The following is a 21,907-nucleotide window of genomic DNA, read 5'->3' as shown; positions in this document are numbered from 1 at the left end:
CCCAATTCATTAATTTTGCAGATATTTCATGCAGACTGAGGTTTTTTGTGAACTTTTTCCCTTACTGAGTACAGCCAACCCACAAACCTTGGAATGGCTACTTAACGTTGCAATTGAACATGAATATCCAGTTGGACGAGCTGTGTTAATGGAAGATGCCTGGGGTAACGCTGTTTACTTTGTGGTTTCTGGCTGGGTTAAAGTCCGACGTACCTCTGGAGATGATTCTGTAGCTATTGCAATTTTGGGTCGGGGTGATTTTTTTGGAGAAATGGCAATTTTGGATGAATCTCCGCGTTCAACCGATGTTATTGCCTTGTCGTCAGTCAAGTTACTGAGCATTTCTAGAGAACGTTTTATTCAAATTTTGTTCAAAGACCCGCAGCTACATCACCGGATGCTACAACTGATGGTGCGACGATTACGGCAGATTAACCAGCGCTTACAAATTAGAACTTCTCCTCCAGCCGTCAAACTTGCCCATACTTTGGTTAGTTTGGGTGAAAGCTATGGGTTAGAATCAGATAAGGGTAGGGAAATTTTTAACATTCCTTTCAAAGATTTGGCAGAGGTGACAGAAATTGGCGTAGAAGAAACTACCAAAATCATGGAAAAACTACATGAAAAAGGTTGGATTGCAATTGACAACGCTAACAACATCATTTATCTGATCAATTTCAAACAGTTGTTTAATTTGGCTGGCAAAGTCTAGTTCTATGTGGGGTGTTGAGTGCTGAAGGATAGAGTTTTGAGTGCTGAGTCCAAAGTTTTTTGCTACTGACTATTGACTATTGACTATTAACAACTATTGACTATTAACTATCGACTCAGAATTTATCACTCCTAACTACCGATGACCGAAGCAACAGCACCTCGTCTAGAAATTGGCGTTCAAGAAACCGTGCCGACGATTCATTATCAAGTGGCAATGCCTCAACCAGAAACACATCTGTTTGAAGTGACATTGCAGCTTGTTAACTATTCATCGCCGCTTCTTGACTTGAAAATGCCAGTGTGGACACCAGGTTCCTACTTAGTCCGGGAATATGCCAAGAACTTACAAGATTTTGCTGTTTTTGTGGGGGATAAGCCTTTACCTTGGCGGAAAATTAGCAAAAATCACTGGCAAGTCAATAAAAGCGGTATTTCAGAATTAACTGTGCGTTACCGAGTTTTTGCTAATGAGTTAACAGTGCGGACAAATCACTTAGATAATACCCACGGCTATTTTAATGGTGCTGCGCTGTTTTTTAGACTACTAGGTTGCGAAAAATTACCAACTAGTGTCACTATCGTACCACCACGACCAGAATGGCGGGTAACTACTGCCTTACCAGCAGTTGGTGAGCAAACTAATAGTTTCTTAGCTGCTGATTTTGACACTCTTGCAGATAGTCCCTTTGAAATTGGCTCTCACCAGTTACATCATTTTGAGGTATTGGGCAAACCCCATGAATTAGCAATTTGGGGACAGGGAAATGTTCAAGTCCAGCGAATGATTGCTGATATCGAAAAAATTATTCAAGTAGAAGCACAGATGTTTGGCGGCTTGCCTTATGAGCGATATGTGTTTTTACTACATTTATTTGCCCAAGCTTATGGGGGTTTGGAGCATAAAAACAGTTGTTCTTTAATTTACCAGCGCTTTGGGTTTCGCTCTCAGGATAAATACGATCGCTTTCTGCAATTGGTGGCACATGAATTTTTTCACTTATGGAACGTTAAACGTATTCGCCCTAAAGCTTTAGAAGTTTTTGATTATGATCGCGAAAATTATACACCGTCTTTATGGTTCTGTGAGGGAACTACCAGTTACTACGATTTGTTGATTCCTCTACGGGCTGGAATTTATGATGCTAAAGCGTATTTAAATAATTGGGGTAAAGAAATTACTCGGTTTCTCACTACACCAGGACGTAAGGTGCAACCCCTTTCTGAATCGAGTTTTGATGCTTGGATCAAACTTTATCGTCCAGATGCCAATAGTGGCAATTCCCAAATTTCTTACTATTTGAAAGGAGAAATGGTTTCTCTGTTGCTAGATTTGCTGATTCGAGCGCGGCATGGTAATCAACGTTCCCTAGATGATGTAATGCGGCAAATGTGGCAGCAATTTGGGCAAGCAGAAATTGGCTATACTCCAGAACAATTACAGGAAGTAATTGAATCTATAGCAGAAGTAGATTTGGCTGATTTCTTTGAGCGCTACATTGATGGTACTGAAGAATTACCCTTTAATCAGTATTTGGAACCTTTTGGTTTGCGTTTAGCAGCAGAGCAAGAAGAAGAACCTTACTTGGGTGTAAAAGCAAAAACCGAGCATGGACGGGAAATCATCAAATTTGTTGAAGCGGGTTCCCCTGCACAACTAGCGGGAATTGATGCAGGTGATGAGTTGTTGGCTATTGCAGGAATTAAAGTCACTGCCACTCAATTAAGCGATCGCCTTCAAGATTACCAGCCCAACGACATTATCCAAGTAACAGTTTTTCACCAAGATGAACTGCGTACTTATGCTGTGACTCTGGCTACACCACATCCTAACAAATATCAAGTGATTCCTATCCAGAATCCTGATCCTATACAGAAAAAAAACTTCGCGGGATGGCTAGGTGTGCCGATCGTCACTCTTCGTTAATAGTCGCCAAGATTTGAGGAGGATAAGGGAGATTTATTGTCTCGTAGCTTTCCTTATTTCCTCATCTCTACCCATTTATCAATTCTGTTTTGCTAACTGCTCAACCTTATAGCGCTTCTCGGTTGCATGGAATACACTCCAGAAATAAAAGAGGCTAGGAACTAGAGGCTAGGGGCTAGAGTGGTGTATTTCATTCATCAGAAAACCGCCATAACATGGGTGAAATTCTCAATCATGTTGAGTTGAGCAAGAAACTCAAGACGATATAATGTAGTTAATTTATGTGGTTGCACTCCGCACCAAAATAACTGTGCAATTACTCATTTGAGAGATATTCTCTGGAATATTTCCTTGAATTGTCTGTTTCAAAAAACTTTCACGACTAGCCCCCAAAACGATCACATCACTTTGGTCTTGTGCAGCACATTCAATTACAGCCTCAGTTACAGAACTTGCACAGACTGGACTAGCAACTACATTACCGCTGATTCTTGTTTGCAAAAAGCGGACACAATTGTCTAATAATGTTGTGTCTAGAGTAGACTCAGTCGGCTGGAAGACTTGACATAGCTTTATTTCAGGGGATGAGCTTAAAGAAGTCAGGGCAGGTAAAAGTTCAACTGCTTGACTGGAATTAGGCCCACCTGCTAGCGGGAGTAACCATCGATCAAAGGCTCTTTTCTCATCTAATTTAACTAATACAACATCACAAGCTGCTTGTCGAAGCATAGTGTCTACAACTCGACTGAAAACTCTACCGGGAGTAAAAGTACTGCCTTTCCAACCCATTAACACCAAATCAATGTGTCGCTCTTTTACAGTCTCTAAAATTGCCCCAGCCACATCATGGGCAACTCGAATCTGGGTGTGAACGGGAATCCGCAAATCTTCTCCCAACTGCCTAGCCTGTTGTAAAAGGCGATGACTTTTAGTGGTTTGTACTGGGGTTTCCGCTGGTGTGCGGCTACGTGGAACTATAATTACTTGCAGACATTCTATTTCATAATTATTGCCTTTGGCGATCGCTGCTGCCATTTTTAATAAAGTATGGGTTGTCTGTGGATGCGACAGTGGTACTAACAATCTTCCTTTGCCTGTGGCAGGAGCGCGATTTTGATAAATTATATAGGAAGGTTTAGATTTCCATTCCACCTGTTCTGTATTGCCACTGAGTCGCTCTGCTTCTATGCGGATAATATCACTGCGTGTAATAATTCCTACTAGTTTGCGACCTTCTGTAACGGGTAAACAACTCAGGTTATAACGGTTGAGCAAATGCAGTACATAAGCTAAAGTAGCTGTTGGGTTGACTGTTACTGGCTCTGGTGTCATGATCTCACTGATAGTTGCATCTTGATCTAATTGTTGTGAGGCAAGATTGACTAAATCTTTCTGAGTCACGACCCCAACAATCGTGCCACGATTTAAAACTGGAAAGTTGCGATGTTGAGAATGAGAAAATGCCTGTACAGCTTCATCAATGCTCATTTGGCTAGATAAAGTTTCCACACGCCGTTGCATGACATCCATAGCACTCAGCTGTGCTAAAAGTCCCTCTGTGGTTGGTTCTTTTTCTATGTGAATGCCTTTCCACTCTAATAGAAGATCGTAGAGGGATCTATGGTCAAGCTTTTCTGCCACTAAATAAGCAACTACAGACACAATCATCAGTGGTAGCACTAAATTAAAATCTGTCGTCATTTCAAACACAATGACAACTGCCGTAATTGGTACTTTGGAAACGGCACTAAAAAACGCTGCCATGCCTACATGGGCATAAGTTGTTGCCACACCGACTCCTAGCCAACTATACTCGCAAAAACCTACTAAATAGCCAAGGGCAGCTCCTAAGACAAGGGTTGGGACTAATAAACCTCCTGGTGCGCCAGAACCATAACAAACAGCAATAAGGGTAAACTGAACTAGCAATGCGATCGCTGCAAACAGCCAATCTGCCTGTCCTGTAAGTAGCAGTTCTCTTAATCCGGCATTGTTGCGAAACTCCAGAGGCAAAAGAGCTATGACTATACCAGTGGTCAGTCCTGCTATGCCGATTCGCCAAGGCAAACTCAAACGTAATACATGACGGTTAAATGCCAAACTGGCCAGAACACATTGATTAAATAAAATTCCTAGTAGCCCAGCTAACAATCCCAAAATTAAGTAAAAAGGGATTTCTTGAGCAAAAAAGGTTGTGTGATGAGCAATTAAGTTAAGGTCAACATCAAGGCTGTGGCTACCGTAAAGTCGGGAGAGTCCTGAAGCAATCAAAGAAGCTAAGATCGCAGTCCCAAGAGTAATGCCGGAAACATCTTGGAGTAATTCTTCTAATACAAATAAAACACCAGCGATTGGTGCATTAAAAGCAGCAGCCAACCCGGCTCCGGCTCCGGCGGCAATCAATTGGCGGCGATGCTCTGGCGAAGTAGGCACCCAGTTACTTAGTTTAGCTGCTAAAGCTGCCCCAATTTGCACTGTTGGCCCTTCGCGACCTAAGGGCATTCCAGAACCCAGCACAAGGGTAGCACTAATCAGCTTAACTAGAGCAATCCGCAGATTTAACGGCATCGGCACACGAGCCAGTACTGCTTTAACTTCAGACATACCGCTACCTGATGCCTCAGGTGCAAAACGTTCTACTAGCCAGCCCGCTAGGATTCCCCCAATTAAACCAATAGCGGGTAATACTAAGTAAGCAGGCCAATGGTAAGATTCATTAACTCGCCACGTTCCCGCCCATTCTACTGCCTGTCCTAGAAGAACCGCTGCTAGCCCAGAAACTAAACCAATCAAGCAAGCTTGAAAAAAAGCTAAACGCTTGGGGCGAAGCATTTGACGGTAAAATCGCAGCCCAAAAATTTTGCCTCTACTTAATATTTTTTTAGCAATCACTTTTAATGGATACAGTGTCTAAACTACTTCAAATTTCTTGTTTTCAATCATATAAGAATCTGATTTGATTCCTGAAGTTACTTGTCTAGGAAGGCAACAGGCAACAGGCAATAGGCAATAGGGAACAAAGAAGAAAAGATATGAGATGTACTGAGTTGTTTTCAAAAATCAAATACTAGTTCTAATATCTATAGCTTTGACGCTCAAAGATAGATTAATTATTCTTAAATCTCGGTCTTTTAGTTTTTAACGTTTGTACAGCATTAAATGATTATTCTTTAGTTTAGAGCTACTTTCCGTAAAATCACTAAATACTGTCAGTATTTGTAGCTCTTTTATTGAACTAAAACTTTCTATAAATTCACTCTAACTTTACCCAATTAGAGTAAACAAAAATTAGAGTAGCGAATGAAATAGTTAGTTTATTTACAAGTAATAAAGATGACAGGATATATCAAAAAACTGTTGATTGGTACTTCAGTCGCAGCAAGCATGAGTGCGATCGCCACAGCTCCAGCTTTCGCTGTCAACCTAACCAGACCTACTAATATTCAATTTACTACTAATGGTGTCGCTAACACCTCTGCCAATCAGCCTAATATCAATACCTGGAATTACGCTCCGGGTTCTCCTGTGTACGATAGCACTGGCATCGGTGGCGTACAAAGACACGTTTTAAACGATTACAGCAATACTGGCAATATCAACAAAGCGATCGCAGCTTTAACAGATAATGATAGTTCTACTAACGTTGAACTATTTACATCAGGTGAAACAGTTACAGACCACGTTGGGTTTACTGCTAATCTAGGCAATAAAACCATCAAGATAGAGAGTGTCACAAAAGCTGACTGGGCTGATGGCACATTAGCAACAGGATGGCTAACAGGTTTCCGTGATGCTTACAGCGGAATCATGTCAAGCATCCCAACCACTGGTGGTTCAAGTTTGCTCAACGATTTTAATTCTAATTTTTCTTCTTTAGTCACCTATCTCAGCACTAACGGTTTCAACTCCGCGGGCGATCCCAATATTGGGGATGTTACATACAATCAAGAAACTGGTAATTTGAAACTTGACTTAGTTGGACACTTGGATGTAACCAGCAACTATGTAGATACCCGCAAAACGATTGTAGATACCCGCCAAACGATTGTTATCAGTGGTAAAACTGTCGCTAACCCAACTTACAACAAAAGTATCCCTAACCCCAATTATCTAGGGTTTTCGCCCAACTTTAGCCGTAACTCCACAGGCAATCAGTTATTAGATTTGATGGTGTATAGTTTAGCAAAAGCAGCATTTTTGCAAAAGAAACCATTGCAAATTAGTGAAATTGCTAAAGTTACTTTCAATAACGAAGTTGACTATGCCTTTAGCTTTACTGCTGTAGATTCAGGTGCGATCGCAGGCGATCGCAACAAGACTACTGATAACACATCTCACACTGGTATTTATTCCTGGAATAAGACTTACACAACCGCATCTGTACCTGAACCTTCTGGATTAGTTGGTTTAATGGTTGTCGGTGGTTTAGTTGTTCTCAGGCGCAAAGTTCGGAAAACCGTAATTTCCTAAAAACTACAAATCTATTTCATAACTTAGGTGATATTCAAAGTCGCTTGCAGAGTTGCCCTCCAAGCGACTTTTTATGAAGACGCTGTTTTTCATCACCATGACATTGGACAGTTATGAACCTGATTTTTCATCTTATCTCCTTAGACAGATTCATAAATTTTACAAATTTTAATATAATTGTTACAATCTGTTACAAGGAAAATAATTGGGAAAATCTTATGCGTACGAATGCTTCTATTGTTGACGACCAAGGCAAACTGAACAACTTTGCGATTGAGCCACGGGTATATGTAGACGAACAAGGCAATCGCACGGGGTTCACGAACTATGCAGAACTGCTCAATGGTCGTTTAGCAATGATTGGTTTTGTCTGTTTGATTGCATTCGAGGTACTGACAGGAAATGGTGTCTTTGGTCTTTTGACAAGCTTGTAAAAATTGATTTTCATTCTTTATACCCAAAAACTACGCTTCTCGTAAGCGTAGTTTTTTATGTTATTTTGGCAGTGATTAATAGCAAAAGCCGTTTTGAAGATAAGGATATCGGGCGAATTATGGCTTTAACTGCTTCGACAATGTTACCTGTAGGCACTAAAGCGCCAGATTTTCATCTACCGGAAGTAGTATCTAATAAGACAATTTCACTTTCTACTTTTGCTGATAAAAAAGCACTATTAGTAATGTTTATTTGTCGGCATTGCCCATTTGTGAAACACGTCCAAAAAGAATTGGCACAGTTAGGAGAAGATTACTTTGCGAGTGATTTGGCGATCGCCGCTATCAGTACCAATGATGCGAAAAATTACCCAGATGATGCGCCAGAATCTTTAAAGGCAATGGCAACAGAACTAGGATTTAAATTTCCTTTATGCTACGACGAAACTCAAGAGACAGCAAAGGCTTATACAGCAGCTTGCACTCCTGACTTTTTTCTCTTTGATAGCGAACGCAAACTTTTTTATCGCGGACAATTAGATGATAGTCGTCCTAGTAATGGTAAACCTGTAACTGGTGCAGATTTACGGGCAGCGATTGAGGCAGTATTAGCGAGTAAACCTTTAGAAAGCGAACAAAAACCAAGCGTTGGTTGCAATATTAAATGGAAACCAGGGAACGAACCTAGTTATTTCGGTTAAATAAATATCCTCCCCTATCCAATTACAGATTGTCATAGGGGAGGAAGAAAAAATTTGATCATCTAGTGCTGAATTTCCAGATTGAGAATGTAACTTCCCAATTGGACTTTTTCTGCCCACAATTCGTATTCCACCCGCAGATGCTCTGGTAAGTGGTTGCCATTAAGCATTAAAGTTTTCGTAAAATTGCGTAAACGGATGGGATTATTAGGTTGTAATGATTCAGTTGGCAACCAATAACGGCTAACGCCATAAACGCCTTGTTCCCAGAAATGACGGTAACTGACTTGACCGTTACCTTGCATGGTCATGATTACCCGGTAAGGAGAAATCTCCAGCCACAAAACTCTGGGACTACTGGGGGCGTAAGCATCGCTCATTTTGGGGAGAAATGCATTTTCTGAACTGACAGAACTTGTTAGTTCACAAGTAATTAAAGGCGGTGCAGTCAACAGTAAATGGAAGCGGTCAGTATCTTTTTGATACAGTGTCCCGGCAGTTTCAACAACAGACCAAAATGGCAGGTCAGTGGAAATAACTGATAAGCACACGGGCTTGCGGTGATGGGTCAGCATGGGAGCGATAAGGGCTAAAAGCTATTGAACAAGTGCAGATGCAATAAACACTTAGTATCTCTAGCAGGTCAGGATAAGCAAGTAAAAGAATAAAACATGCTTAATATTAACTGAATATGCTTATTGAAGAAGCTAGGTAAATAAAAATGAAAACAAGTGAAATATTAATCTAGATATTAAAAACGATACTTTACTTTTCCTACAGAAATGTCGGCTGTCAGTAAAGCTTGTGAATCCTTATACTTTTGTGAATAAACGAAGTCATAATGTCAAGGAATTAATTCATTGCAGCAGACCAAAACAGTACTTAAGTACATGCTCAAAGAATAACTGAATATTAAAATTACTTTTGGTAAATTTGATTAAATTTTAGAAAATCAAAACCGATACCATACTAAAGAGTAAGTCTTCGGTAACAGTCAACTAAGTTACTGATAAACTTTAAATGTATTCAAAAGCCAGTGTATCCTAATGTCGGCTGCTGTTATTACCGTAGAAACGCAAGAAGACCTTTCTCAGAAGTTAATCATCCAACAACCTTCTGTTGGGCTATCGTTACAGGGTCGCATTCGAGTACCAGGAGATAAATCTATTTCCCATCGGGCTTTGATGTTGGGTGCTTTAGCCCAAGGTGAGACTGAAATCCAAGGTCTTCTGTTGGGAGAAGATCCCCGCAGCACAGCTAGCTGTTTTCAAGCTTTGGGTGCGGAAATTTCGGAACTAAATACGGAATTGGTAAAAGTTAAAGGTATTGGTCTAGGGAATTTGCAAGAACCAGTCGATGTGTTGAATGCTGGTAACTCTGGTACAACGCTGCGACTGATGTTGGGAATTTTAGCATCTCATTCAGGACGCTTTTTTACTGTCACGGGCGATAGTTCTTTACGATCGCGGCCGATGTCCCGTGTGGTAAAACCTTTACTACAAATGGGATCACAAATTTGGGGACGTAAGGGTAATTCTTTAGCACCCCTAGCAATTCAAGGACAAGCTCTTGAACCTACGCACTACTTCTCTCCTATCGCCTCGGCTCAAGTTAAATCTTGCATCTTACTTGCTGGTTTAATGACCGAAGGACAAACTACCGTCACAGAACCCGCCCTTTCTCGTGATCACAGCGAACGAATGCTCCGCGCTTTTGGGGCTAACCTCACTATCGAGCCGGAAACCAACAGCGTGACTGTGACTGGTCCTGCTCAACTATACGGACAGAAAGTAATTGTACCAGGGGATATCAGTTCAGCTGCTTTTTGGTTAGTAGCTGGGGCGATCGCTCCAAATTCAGAATTGGTGGTGGAAAATGTCGGTGTTAACCCTACGCGCACAGGCATTTTAGAAGCCTTAGCGCTGATGGGAGCAGATATCCAACTGGAAAATCAGCGAGAAGTAGCTGGGGAACCAGTAGCTGATTTAAGGGTGCGTTCCAGTCGTTTAAAAAGTTGTACCATTGCAGGGGATATTATCCCTAGATTAATTGATGAAATTCCCATTTTGGCAGTAGCGGCGGTGTTTGCTGAAGGTACAACCATTATTCGGGATGCAGAGGAATTACGAGTTAAAGAAAGCGATCGCATTACTGTAATGGCGCAACAACTCAATAAAATGGGAGCGCAAGTCACCGAATTACCCGATGGTATGGAGATTACTGGTGGTACTTCTTTAACGGGTACTGATGTTGATAGCTATACAGATCATCGCATTGCCATGAGTTTAGCGATCGCGGCTTTGGTATCTAAGGGGATCACCACGATTCACCGCGCAGAAGCAGCTGCGATTTCTTATCCCAACTTCACGGCTACCTTACAACAAATTTGTCGCTGAATTTAACAAGACCATCAATTAAATAGCTGTCATGAGCGCTGTACAGCAGCACTCTTGATATCTACACAGGGGGTATTTCTAATGGGATTGTGCCTAATAATCCCTTACGAAAATCTGTTAAAAGTTGTCTGGCAGCTCGTTCTACATCTTTTTTGTAGCGATGCTCTGCTAAAGCGTGTAAATATGCCTCTCCTGTGTGGGGTGTAGAATCGAGTTCGTAACGTGACTGCAATGGTAGCTTTGGTAATAATTTAGGGGCTGTAGCTTGGAGAGAATTAAGTATATCTACTAAAGCAGATGCTACTAGTTGATTATCGTAAGATGCTTGACCAATATCATCACAAATCGCTAATTTCAATGCGGATTCTTGATTTCCCAACTTCACGGGGATGACACCAGGAGCATCTAGCAATTCTAACTCGTCAGATATTCGTACCCAGCGCAAAGAACGAGTCACCCCTGGACGGGCGGCACTTTCGACGACTCGCTTTCCTAAGAGGCGGTTAATTAAAGCTGATTTACCAACGTTGGGAAAACCAATCACTACAGCTCGGACTGGCCTGGGTAACATACCGCGATCGCGTCTTCTTTGATTGAGTTCCACACCCGCAGCTTGGGCGGCTTTAGAAATTGCTGCCACGCCTTGACCTTGTTTGGCGTTGGTAAAATATGGCACTTCTCCTTGACTTTTAAACCAATCTACCCATAGCGATCGCACTTGGGAAGAAACCATATCTAAGCGATTTAACACTAAAACACGCCCCTTATTTCCCACCCACTCATCGATTTGGGGATGATGTGTCGCTAAGGGAATCCGCGCATCTCGTACTTCTAATACCACATCCACTCGCGTCAGCTGTTCTTTGAGCTTTTTTTCAGCTTTGGCAATATGACCTGGATACCATTGAATAATATTTAATTTATAGTTTTCAGTTATACCCATAATTAATTACAAATTTTTTTGATGCAAAATTAAACGATTTCCATCGGGGTCGTAGGCATAAATTTCTCTACCGTGGCTAGCAATCAAGATGTTTTCGAGTGGTGGATAGCCTAAAGTTTTCAGGTGAGCGATCGCATCTTCCAAGTTACTCACCTCTAAACATAAACTCATTGTACTTTTAGCTGAGGTGTTAAATTCAGATTCTTGTGTTGTCTGGGGTTGAAAAATGCCTAACCGCACACCAGAAAGCTGAAACTCAGCATAAACATTAGGAATTAGAGAAATTGGTTTTTCTCCTAAAAATTGAGTATAAAAATCCACCAAATTGACCAAATTCATTGATGCAATGGTGACGAATGCTTCAGTATATAGAAACTCGATTTGATTCATGAAATTACCTGTGTAGGGAGGGAACAGGGAACAGAGAAAAAGATGTATTAAACGTACTAAAATCAAATATGAGTTTTATATTGCCAAACCATCTTTAAACAACGCTGATTCTCTGTGAACCAGTATAAATATTGAACCGTTCCCCCCGCAAAAAACCAATTAAGGTAATCCCAAATTCTTCAGCTACAGATACTGCTAAACTGCTAGGTGCAGAAACAGAACAAACAATAGGAACTCCAGCCGCAGTAGATTTTTGCAAAATCTCAAAACTAGAGCGTCCGCTAACCATCACCAGATGATTATTTAAAGGTAACTCGTCACTGAGCAAAGCTGTACCAATGAGTTTATCTAAAGCATTGTGACGGCCAATATCTTCTCGCAAATGCAAAAGTTGTCCTTGAGCATCAAACAACCCTGCTGCGTGTAACCCTCCTGTAGCAGTAAAAATACCTTGAGCTGCTCGCAGTTGATTGGAGAGACTATAAATAATTTCAGGAGTTACCATCAAACTCGAAGCAACAACTGGACAACCCCGCAGCCGCAAAGCTTCCAAACTAGCTTTACCACAAACCCCACAAGCGCTACTAGTGTAAAAGTGACGCTCTAAGGGTTGTAAATCTGGTATCAACCCCTGGCGTAGTTCCACATTCACAATGTTGTAGCGTTGTTCACCCTCTACACAATAGCTGATGCGTTGGATATCTTGTTTACAGTTAATGACTCCCTCGCCGTAAAGGAAACCAGCAGCTAATTCAAAATCTGCTCCAGGTGTTCGCATGGTTACAGCTACTGTGCGACGTGGAGATGTTAAACGAATTTCTAAAGGTTCTTCGGTGGTGAGATAATCTTGTCGAAGACGCTTTTTGCTATTCTCGACTACCCAAATTTGGGTTTTAGTTTTGCTTCCACTTGGCATATAGCAATCCGAACTTAAATGAGAATCGCTATATAGCAGTTCCCAATTACATAAGGTACTCTAACTCTAGCCCCTAGTCCCTGATTTCAACGATATATATACCCCACCAAAACCAGAATCGCTATATACCGATAATCAATGCTTTTTAATCGCTTTACACCCTGGACACTTATTTTCTGGATCACAATGGCTAGTATGCAAGCCTGGATAATGCGGTATCGACTTCGCTCTGCTAGCTGGCTGTGGATTGTTGTCAATATCATTGGGTTAATTGTTGGTGGTTTCAGTGCACTTGTCGTTACTTTGCTTTTGGTAGTTAATTATGATGTGTTGCGCAATCCCATTGAACTGCTCATAGTTTTAATAATTATTGTCTTTATTGTGGTTGTCAGTTTGTTCCAGTGGAGTGTGCTACGACTAAAGCAAGTTCCCGCAGCAGGACTGTGGGCTGTAGTTAATGTAGTACTCGGCTCGGTTACGTACTTTTTGCTTTTAAGATTGAACATTCAGAGCCTTTGGATGACCGTTTTAGCCTCTATGTTGGCTGGGATTATCATTGGAGGACTGACAGGCAAGATTATAGACTTGTTCTGCACCTGCATATCAGATTGAAAAATTAAACGACAATTAGCTTATGAGTCTCAGTCTATGCATGATTGTAAAAAACGAAGAAGTTGCATTGCCTAAGTGTCTCAGCAGTGTTAAAGATGTTGTAGATGAAATAGTAATACTAGATACAGGCTCAAGCGATCGCACTCCTAATATTGCTCAAGAATTTGGTGCTAAAATTTATAATTTTCAATGGTGTAATGACTTTAGTGCAGCTCGTAATGCAGCTCTTAAGTATGTGACTGGTGATTGGATTTTGGTATTAGATGCCGATGAAACTCTTGCACCAAGTATTGTGCCGCAACTCAAGTCAGCAATCCAAAGTGAAGAATATCTTTTAATTAACCTCATCCGTCAAGAAGTTGGTGCAGCCCAATCACCTTATTCTTTAGTTTCTCGGTTATTTCGTAAACATCCACATATCCGCTTTGAACGTCCCTACCATGCCTTGGTTGATGACAGCGTATCGGCAATTTTAAAACAGGAGCCACATTGGCAAATCGGTTATTTACAAGGAGTGGCAATTCTACATAAAGGATATCAAAAAACTGCGATCGCCCAAAATAATAAATATGCTAAAGCCCAAGCGGCGATGACAGAGTTTCTGTCTACCCATCCTAATGATCCTTATGTTTGCAGTAAGCTAGGGGCATTGTATGTAGAAGTCGGCAAAATTACTCCAGGTCTAGAATTGCTACAACGAGGATTAAATCAAGCGACTGGAGGTAACAGCAACACAGACAAAACCCGTCAACAGGGATATGCTGTCAGGCGAGAGATTATACAACCAGAGGAAAACTATGAGATTTTGTATGAACTGCATTACCATTTAGGCATTGCCTATAGTCATTTGCAAAATACTCAACAAGCTATTAATCATTACCAAGCTGCTATTAAATTACCGATTTACCCCATGCTCAAATTAGGAGCATATAACAATCTGGGTAACTTACTCAAAGCAACTAAAGATTTTAACGGTGCAAAAAAAGCTTACGAAACAGCTTTAAAAATAGATCCTAGTTTTGCTGCTGGACATTACAATTTGGGGATGATGTTAAAAGCTTTGGGTTTATTTACAGATGCGATCGCTTCTTACCAAAAAGCCATCAAGTTAAACCCCTATTATGCAGAAGCCTATCAGAATTTAGGGGTGGTGCAGCTAAAAGTTGGCAATCAGCAAGCTAGTATTATCGCATTTAGAAATGCGATCGCCCTCCACGAACAACAAAACCCCGCAGAAGCCAAAAGACTCCGACAGGGGTTATACGAAATGGGATTAATTAAGTCCCGTATGTAGTGAGGACTTTAGTCCTCTCTTATGAGACGCGAATAAAAAGGGCTAAAGCCCTTACTAAAAACAAACCTTTGATTAACGCCGTCTAAAACCACCGGAACGTCTAGGAGAGCTACTTCTACTACCAAAACTACTACTGCTAGGAGCGCGTCTAGTCCTAGTACTGCTATCGCGTCTTAAAGTACCACTACCATAACCAGAACCAGTTGAACGGCTACCAGTGCTTGTGCGTGGTGTTGTACTGCGTACAGTGGAACTACTTGGTCTTCTAATTGATCCCGTGGTACGTAAAGTATTACGATTTCGCACAGCTGCGGGTGGAGTGTTATGACGAGTCTGGTAATTTGACACTGCCTGGTCATAGCTTCTACCATACCCACCAAAGCCTGTTAATAACCCTCCTGGTTGATACATTGGAGGTACATAGTATTGGGGTCTAAATAGCAAACTACCAATCGCTTGACCTGCTAAGGCTCCAGCAAAGGGTGTCCAAAAGCTATTTTCTCGGCGGACTACGACTGTTTCTTGTTGACCAGTTTGGGGATTAGTTTTTGTCTCGGTGACATTGTGAACGTACTCAATTTTAAAGTCTTCAGTCAAGTATAAAACTGGCTGTCCGTTCTCAACTTTTAAATAAGTTTTCTTACCTTCTTTGATTTCTTCATCAGTTAGCCGTGCCATTTGTAACTTTTCGGTTGCAAAGGTTGGGGGTGTACTGTTGAGTAAAAACAGCGTGTATTCCCCATTGGCATCGTCATAAGTAGCTTGTTGCACTTGATACTGCCCATCACTTAATTTAGTAGCAGCAGAAGTTTGACTAACATTTCTAGCTGAAGAGTTAGTTTGATTTCCTCCCCCGCAAGCAACAGTTGTCAAGCACAAAGTCATGGCTAAAAAAACAACTGTAATTTTCCGCAGTACATTCATAATCATGGCGCTATTGTATTATCTTTGAGCTTAACAAGTTCTCAATGTGGGTAATAGGTACGGTCTACCCTACAAATTACAAAGGGATCAATTCTGGGTAATATTGTAATAATTGATCGTTGGTCAGTTCATCACCTAATTGCGCTGGTGCAAAATGCACATAAATTTCCCGCAGTTTGTTCTTATAATGCAAACTAATTAAGGCTTTTAAAGCTTCCTTCAAAGCTTGAACATTAGACAGATTAGTTTCTAGATCTGGAACTTCTCCCTCATAAGCTACTGTAATCATTACAACTACATTACGAGTAACAGGTATAGATAAGGGTTGCTCTAAGTCAGAATCAGAATTTAAATCAAGTTCAGCACCATATCGTTCGCCGGAGTCGGTAAATAAATCATCCACATAATTTGCCGCCTCGCCTTCGTCCCAAAATACATCACCTTCATTGGCAGAAGAAAGCCAGTATTCATCATATCGCAACAGAGTTTCGCAAAGATCTACCAATCCTTTTTCTAAAACTTCCATTTCACCATCAGAATCGATCGCTTCTCGTGCGTTACGATTTAATACTCCTAAAATTGGTGCTACGTCTGACCCAGCTAAATGCAGAAATAAACGACAGACTACATAGCGAGTCCGACCAATCATTTTATTAAAGGCGCGCATTTGCTTCCTCCTGGAGTTTGATTAATTGTCAGTGGTCAGTGGTCAGTGGTCAGTTGTCAGTGGTCAGTTGTCAGTGGTCAGGGGTCAGTTGTCAGCGATGCACTGAGTTTCGACTGCGCTCAACTACCGCGTAGTCGAAGTGTGGTCAGTTGTCAGTTGTTATTTGCGACTAACCGTTAATTATTGACTGATATAGTGGAAACTTTTAACAAAATCCATAATCATATTTAATGAAGGCAATATAGATGTAGCAGATTCACTGGATATATCTGCTAAAAATCCCACATCGAGATCCGCAGGATCAATAAATCGTTTACCGAAGTTTGGGTTGTAATGCACTGCCAACGTTTGAGCGCTGGAATTTGTTAATATTGTCTGCGTAGGCATTCTAAAGAAGTTTAATTTTGCTGCCAATTCCAGATTTTTTTTCATTTGCCTAATAGTCTTCGCCTGACTAATAGCTTCTTGGGTCAGAGTCGTTAATTGCTTCAGCCGATGGAAGGTTTTTTCTCCCAACTGAGGTAGATCTTCTTTACCCAGCATTTCTACTATTTTGTAAATATTCTTTTGGGTACTAACGGCATCTCTAAAGGGTAAAATCGCCATACAAGCTGTAGGAAATAGGGCTTCGTCACTATCTACGCGGAAGGTAAAAACAGTCCGGCGACGATTAATTTCCATACTAGGTGGTTGTTTTAGCACCCGATATTCTTGAGCAATGTGGTAATAAGCGCCAGCTAGGGCAAAGTTTGCTTCTTGTTCTAAAGCAGCATCAACGATAATCCGAATTGTTGGTGAAGTTTCATTAAAAAATTCCTTTGGATCTTCCAAGTCGAATTTTTGAATGATCGAGCGATCGCCTGATGGGCTAAGATCAACCCATTCACAAGTCAGACCTTCGGTTTTTAAACCAAAGCGGGAAGTAGAGTAAAGTTTGGCTCCGGTTAAAATTGCGCCTGTTAAATCTGCACCTACCCACTCTGCTTTAATTAAAGTTACCTGGGTCAAATCGGCATATACCAAGCTGGCATTAGTTAAATTGGCATTGCTCAAATCTGCGCCCATTAAGTTAGTCCCGCTTAATTTGGCTCCGCTTAAATCAGCCCAACGGAGATTGGCTCCGCTTAAATCAGCCCAACGGAGATTGGCTCCACTTAAATCTGCACCGCTCAGATTAGCATGGCTAAGGTTTGCCTGTTTAAGTTCAGCTTCTCGCAAATTTGCACTATTAAGGTCAGCACGACTCAAATTAGTAGCGTTTAAATTAGCCATTTCTAAGTTTGCTCCGGCCAGAGAACAGCCTTTTAAGCTGGCTTCATTCAAGTTAGCACCACGGAGATTAGCTTGTCGCAGCGTTGCTTCTCGCAAGTCGGCGTTGCTAAGATTAGCCTCAAACAAATCAGCTTTACTGAGATCAGCTCGAATTAATTCTGCCCGAACTAATGAGGCTTTCCGCAGTTGAGCGCGACTGAGATCAGCGCGAATTAAGTTAGCGACATTGAGACTGGAATTATTAAGATTGGCACTGTCAAGATTTGCACCACTTAACCGAGCCACATTGAGATTAGCACAACTCAAGTTAGAGGCGTTGAGATTCGCTCCACTGAGGTTACTGATATTTAAGTTGGCTGTACTGAGATTTATACCACTGAGTTTGACACCACTCAAGTTAGCTTCACAGAGGTCAACACCAATAAAGTTTGTGACTCCTGCCGCATATTGTTCTAGCAATTCCTCTACAGTCATGGATGCTACCCCTCGGATGCCAACTTTAATAGTTGGTAAAGTATGCAAAAAATAATTAAAAGATAAACGGTCAAAATCAAAAATGAAAATTGGTATTTTAGGACTGGGACTGATTGGCGGTTCTCTCGGCTATGATTTGCGATCGCAAGGTCATTATGTTTTGGGAGTCAGCCGCCGTGATTCTACTTGCCAAAGAGCGATCGCTCTAGGTAGTATCGATGAGGCATCCTGTAATCTGAGCCTGTTAGCAGCCGCAGATATTGTATTTATCTGTACGCCTATCGGGCTTATTGTTCCCCAATTTAAGCAGCTTATTAACCATCTGTCTGCGGCGACGATTGTGACTGATGTTGGTTCAGTAAAAGCACCGATAGTTAAAGCCTTAGCTCCCCTGTGGGAAAATTTTGTCGGCGGCCACCCAATGGCAGGTACAACAGATAGCGGTATTGAAGCTGCACAACGTAATTTATTTGTTGGTAGACCTTACGTACTGACACCAGATGCGACAACACCAACTACTGCGATCGCTATTTTAGAAGAAATTGTGCGATCGCTTGGGGCTAATATTTATTATTGTCAACCAGAACAACATGACCGCGCTGTCAGTTGGATTTCTCACTTACCTGTAATGGTCAGCGGTTCATTGATTGCCGCTTGCATGGGTGAGACTGATCCTCAAGTTTTACAACTAGCTAAAAATCTCGCTAGTACTGGTTTTCGAGATACTAGCCGTGTCGGTGGTGGCAATCCCGAATTAGGGGTGATGATGGCACAATATAATCGACAAGCATTGTTAAGATCATTACAACAATATCGCCATAACCTTGATGAATTTATTAACTTAATTGAACAAGAAAATTGGGCGGCTTTAGAACAAAAATTCCAGTCAAATCAAAAAGTGCGACCTGAATTTGTTGAATAATTTTTAGGTGCGTTACGCTACAGTTAACGCACCAGTTATACATATTTAATATTACTGTTCATTGTTGATACCTTCATAAATACTGGATAGCAATTTCTCAAATACAACTGCTTTAAATTCTTCATTATTTTATCCTTAAACCACTTCACCCAACATCATCATGCTTGACTCCAGCGATTTAATATCATTACTTCCCTTCATTTTCTTCAGCTAAAGTCAAAACCTGCACATAAAGCCGCTTAGAAATTCTAGTTTCCTGTAACTGCATCTCATCCAAAACATCCTTAACACTTGTTAACAAACCTCGACGTTTTGCTAACAGTAAAATCCCCACAGTACCAATTAAAGGTAACTTTCGAGCCATAGCTACTTTCCTAGCAGCCTTTTCATCAATCAACAATTGAGAAGCACCAATTTCCTCAGCTAAAGCAATAGCTTCTGATTCTCCCAAATGTAAATTAAAGGACTTTTGTAACTCCTCAACTACCTGCTGATTTTCTACCGTTACAACCTCCAGTCAAGACAAATTCTCTACAAATTCTGCTGCTGGATGCTGACCTACCTGTAATTCATTAAATACACCCTGGGAAATCACAACTTTACCAAAAAGCTTTGGCAATAAATCAAGATGATCTACTTTTGCTAACTCACTAATTGGCGTAGTGTCAGAAACAATAATCATTTAAGACATTTACTGATTTAAAATTAATTCCGCCTGTTCTACTTCTTGACGTAGTTCCTCCAAACTCTGCGAATCATCAAAAAGCGAAATACCCCATTTACTCATCATTTTGATAACTTCTAGCCGAGAAATACCAAGGATTTTTGCTGCCCTGCCACTAGTAATTTCTCCTACCTCTAACAAAGCCATTACATACCCTTCTTTAGCTTTATGCAAAGCCTTTTCTCGAACCTCTGCCGAAAGCTGAATACTTTCCAAGTCTTCATCTGAAATTGTTAAGACCATTGCTAAAATATTCCAACTCTACATTTTTATTTTAGTCCTTAAACCACTTCACCCAACATCACCATAATGTCCGCTTCTAAAGACTTAAGTAAGTCGGTGAAATAAAATCAAATTATGTGAATAAAAGTAAATAAGGCTCAAACTCTTTCTTTCTCTGCTTTATCCCAACGATAATTATTGACATCGACCTATTTATGTGGATCAGTTGTCAGCGATGCACTGACAAAACTCTATCCCCTTGTGGGTAGAATTTTTCATATAGTCAAAGCCCGACTGTTTTTTGATACTATAAAAACTCTGACTCGTTAAATAAGCATTGACGTATGAGCAAAGGTACCTTGTTCGATAAAGTTTGGGACTTACACACCGTTGGTACACTTCCTTCAGGGCTAACGCAACTGTTTATCGGGCTGCATTTAATTCATGAAGTGACCAGTCCCCAAGCCTTTGCTATGTTACGCGAGAGGGGATTAAAAGTACTGTTCCCAGAACAAACTGTAGCTACAGTCGATCATATTGTACCGACAGAAAATCAAGCCCGCCCCTTTAGCGATCGCTTGGCGGAAGATATGATCCAAGCCCTAGAACAAAATTGTCAAGAAAATAATATTACTTTTTATAACATTGGTTCTGGCAGTCAAGGAATAGTCCATGTGATTGCCCCAGAACAAGGGCTTACCCAACCAGGAATGACGATCGCCTGTGGAGATAGCCATACTTCTAGTCATGGAGCATTTGGGGCGATCGCTTTTGGTATCGGTACTAGTCAAGTGCGGGATGTTCTTGCCTCTCAAACCTTAGCCCTAGCTAAATTGAAAGTCCGTAAAATTGAAGTTAACGGCACTCTCAACCCTGGTGTTTACGCTAAAGATGTCATTTTGCATATCATCCGCACCCTTGGCGTGAAAGGTGGTGTCGGCTACGCTTATGAATTTGCAGGCACTACCTTTGAGCAAATGAACATGGAAGAGAGGATGACCGTTTGTAATATGGCGATCGAGGGTGGTGCTAGGTGCGGTTATGTTAATCCCGATCAAGTTACTTACGATTATTTACAAGGCAGAGACTTTGCTCCTAAAGGTGCAGATTGGGACAAAGCTGTAAATTGGTGGGAATCCATCAAGAGTGATGCTGATGCTGAGTATGATGATGTGGTCGTTTTCGACGCTGCCGAAATTCCCCCGACAGTCACTTGGGGAATCACTCCCGGTCAAGGAATTGGCGTTAATCAGTTCGTTCCCAAACCGGAAGATTTATTAGAAGAAGATCGGTTTATTGCTGAAGAAGCTTACAGCTACATGGATTTGTTTCCCGGTCAGCCAATTAAAGGCACAAAAATTGATGTCTGCTTTATCGGTAGCTGTACCAATGGTAGAATTAGCGACTTGCGGGAAGCTGCAAAAATTGCCCAAGGTCGCCATGTCGCAGAGGGAGTCAAAGCCTTTGTTGTTCCTGGTTCAGAACGCGTCAAACAAGAGGCAGAAGCTGAAGGATTGCACAAAATCTTCCAAGCAGCGGGATTTGAATGGCGCGAACCTGGGTGTTCTATGTGCCTAGCTATGAACCCCGACAAACTCCAAGGCAGACAAATTAGCGCTTCTTCCTCTAACCGCAACTTTAAAGGACGGCAAGGTTCGTCTTCTGGTCGCACATTACTGATGAGTCCGGCGATGGTCGCCACAGCTGCAATTAAAGGCGAAGTGTCTGATGTGCGCGAATTGATGTAATTTTTCAATGGGCATTAGAAGAGGAATTGGGGCAGGGTGCGGGGTGCAAGGGGGATGAAGAAAAATTACTTCTTTTCTTCTGTCTCCTCTGCTGTTTTATTCTTCCGTGACTAGTCCTAGTTGAAAAAATAGGGCGAAATTTTCTAACAAATAGTCATTT

At 41.3% G+C, this 21,907-nt stretch carries 19 protein-coding genes and 1 pseudogene; 10 read left to right on the top strand and 10 right to left on the bottom strand.

Annotated elements, in window-relative coordinates; all coding sequences use genetic code 11:
- The first annotated feature begins 28 nt into the window (after positions 1-28).
- On the top strand, positions 29-712 hold the full coding sequence (locus QI031_RS07060) for a Crp/Fnr family transcriptional regulator (protein ID WP_281484478.1): 684 nt from the start codon (positions 29-31) through the stop codon (positions 710-712).
- Between the two features lie 141 nt (positions 713-853).
- Entirely contained in the window at positions 854-2,638 is a 1,785-nt protein-coding gene (locus QI031_RS07055; protein ID WP_281484477.1) for a M61 family metallopeptidase, read from the top strand.
- A gap of 279 nt (positions 2,639-2,917) precedes the next feature.
- On the opposite strand, the gene QI031_RS07050 is transcribed toward QI031_RS07055, so the two are convergent.
- The gene (locus QI031_RS07050; RefSeq protein WP_281485952.1) at positions 2,918-5,470 is read right to left on the bottom strand and encodes a chloride channel protein; all 2,553 of its coding nucleotides are present in this window, start codon (positions 5,468-5,470) and stop codon (positions 2,918-2,920) included.
- Between the two features lie 501 nt (positions 5,471-5,971).
- Between QI031_RS07050 and QI031_RS07045 the strand changes: the two genes are divergently transcribed.
- From QI031_RS07045 to QI031_RS07035, 3 genes are all read left to right on the top strand, one after another.
- Positions 5,972-7,108, top strand: a complete 1,137-nt coding sequence (locus QI031_RS07045) for an NF038130 family PEP-CTERM protein (protein WP_281484476.1) — start codon at positions 5,972-5,974, stop codon at positions 7,106-7,108.
- 218 nt (positions 7,109-7,326) lie between these two features.
- A complete protein-coding gene (locus QI031_RS07040) occupies positions 7,327-7,542 on the top strand; it encodes a chlorophyll a/b-binding protein (protein WP_281484475.1) in 216 nt (71 codons plus the stop codon).
- 119 nt (positions 7,543-7,661) lie between these two features.
- On the top strand, positions 7,662-8,243 hold the full coding sequence (locus QI031_RS07035; protein WP_281485951.1) for a thioredoxin family protein: 582 nt from the start codon (positions 7,662-7,664) through the stop codon (positions 8,241-8,243).
- Between the two features lie 62 nt (positions 8,244-8,305).
- Here QI031_RS07035 and QI031_RS07030 read toward each other — a convergent pair whose 3' ends face one another.
- On the bottom strand, positions 8,306-8,818 hold the full coding sequence (locus QI031_RS07030) for a hypothetical protein (protein ID WP_281484474.1): 513 nt from the start codon (positions 8,816-8,818) through the stop codon (positions 8,306-8,308).
- A 471-nt stretch (positions 8,819-9,289) separates the two neighbouring features.
- Between QI031_RS07030 and aroA the strand changes: the two genes are divergently transcribed.
- Positions 9,290-10,639, top strand: a complete 1,350-nt coding sequence (gene aroA, locus QI031_RS07025; protein WP_281484473.1) for a 3-phosphoshikimate 1-carboxyvinyltransferase — start codon at positions 9,290-9,292, stop codon at positions 10,637-10,639.
- A 61-nt stretch (positions 10,640-10,700) separates the two neighbouring features.
- Here aroA and ylqF read toward each other — a convergent pair whose 3' ends face one another.
- The 3 genes from ylqF to fdhD form a co-directional block, all read right to left on the bottom strand.
- Complete coding sequence (gene ylqF, locus QI031_RS07020) at positions 10,701-11,582, bottom strand: ribosome biogenesis GTPase YlqF (protein ID WP_281484472.1); 882 nt, start codon at positions 11,580-11,582, stop codon at positions 10,701-10,703.
- Positions 11,583-11,588: 6 nt separating this feature from the next.
- A complete protein-coding gene (locus QI031_RS07015; RefSeq protein WP_425526013.1) occupies positions 11,589-11,972 on the bottom strand; it encodes a VOC family protein in 384 nt (127 codons plus the stop codon).
- Positions 11,973-12,066: 94 nt separating this feature from the next.
- Positions 12,067-12,888: a formate dehydrogenase accessory sulfurtransferase FdhD gene (gene fdhD / locus QI031_RS07010; RefSeq protein ID WP_281484471.1), complete on the bottom strand. Its 822-nt coding sequence runs from the start codon at positions 12,886-12,888 to the stop codon at positions 12,067-12,069.
- Between the two features lie 195 nt (positions 12,889-13,083).
- Here fdhD and QI031_RS07005 point away from each other — a divergent pair, with 195 nt between their 5' ends.
- Together QI031_RS07005 and QI031_RS07000 are read left to right on the top strand one after the other, a co-directional pair.
- The gene (locus QI031_RS07005; protein ID WP_281484470.1) at positions 13,084-13,500 is read left to right on the top strand and encodes a hypothetical protein; all 417 of its coding nucleotides are present in this window, start codon (positions 13,084-13,086) and stop codon (positions 13,498-13,500) included.
- 22 nt (positions 13,501-13,522) lie between these two features.
- On the top strand, positions 13,523-14,794 hold the full coding sequence (locus tag QI031_RS07000) for a TPR domain-containing glycosyltransferase (RefSeq protein ID WP_281484469.1): 1,272 nt from the start codon (positions 13,523-13,525) through the stop codon (positions 14,792-14,794).
- A gap of 72 nt (positions 14,795-14,866) precedes the next feature.
- Here the strand turns inward: QI031_RS07000 and QI031_RS06995 are convergent, their stop codons facing one another.
- The 3 genes from QI031_RS06995 to QI031_RS06985 all read right to left on the bottom strand — a co-directional run bounded on the left by QI031_RS06995 (position 14,867) and on the right by QI031_RS06985 (position 18,131).
- Positions 14,867-15,724: a hypothetical protein gene (locus QI031_RS06995; protein WP_281484468.1), complete on the bottom strand. Its 858-nt coding sequence runs from the start codon at positions 15,722-15,724 to the stop codon at positions 14,867-14,869.
- Between the two features lie 70 nt (positions 15,725-15,794).
- Positions 15,795-16,385, bottom strand: a complete 591-nt coding sequence (locus QI031_RS06990) for a DUF1517 domain-containing protein (RefSeq protein WP_281484467.1) — start codon at positions 16,383-16,385, stop codon at positions 15,795-15,797.
- A gap of 180 nt (positions 16,386-16,565) precedes the next feature.
- Positions 16,566-18,131, bottom strand: a complete 1,566-nt coding sequence (locus QI031_RS06985) for a pentapeptide repeat-containing protein (protein ID WP_281484466.1) — start codon at positions 18,129-18,131, stop codon at positions 16,566-16,568.
- A gap of 82 nt (positions 18,132-18,213) precedes the next feature.
- Here QI031_RS06985 and QI031_RS06980 point away from each other — a divergent pair, with 82 nt between their 5' ends.
- Positions 18,214-19,053 (top strand): prephenate/arogenate dehydrogenase, encoded by an 840-nt coding sequence (locus QI031_RS06980; protein WP_281484465.1) that lies wholly within the window; start codon positions 18,214-18,216, stop codon positions 19,051-19,053.
- Positions 19,054-19,240: 187 nt separating this feature from the next.
- Here QI031_RS06980 and QI031_RS31865 read toward each other — a convergent pair.
- A pseudogene (locus QI031_RS31865) lies at positions 19,241-19,735 on the bottom strand (PIN domain-containing protein).
- A 9-nt stretch (positions 19,736-19,744) separates the two neighbouring features.
- Positions 19,745-20,020: a UPF0175 family protein gene (locus tag QI031_RS06965; RefSeq protein WP_281484462.1), complete on the bottom strand. Its 276-nt coding sequence runs from the start codon at positions 20,018-20,020 to the stop codon at positions 19,745-19,747.
- 323 nt (positions 20,021-20,343) lie between these two features.
- Here QI031_RS06965 and leuC point away from each other — a divergent pair, with 323 nt between their 5' ends.
- Complete coding sequence (leuC, locus tag QI031_RS06960; protein ID WP_281484461.1) at positions 20,344-21,747, top strand: 3-isopropylmalate dehydratase large subunit; 1,404 nt, start codon at positions 20,344-20,346, stop codon at positions 21,745-21,747.
- The last annotated feature ends 160 nt before the right edge of the window (positions 21,748-21,907 follow it).

It is taken from the genome of Halotia branconii CENA392 (assembly GCF_029953635.1).
GTDB classification, from domain to species: domain Bacteria; phylum Cyanobacteriota; class Cyanobacteriia; order Cyanobacteriales; family Nostocaceae; genus Halotia; species Halotia branconii.
The sequence above is the reverse complement of the archived record's forward strand: the minus strand, read 5'-3'. Positions and strand labels throughout refer to the sequence as shown.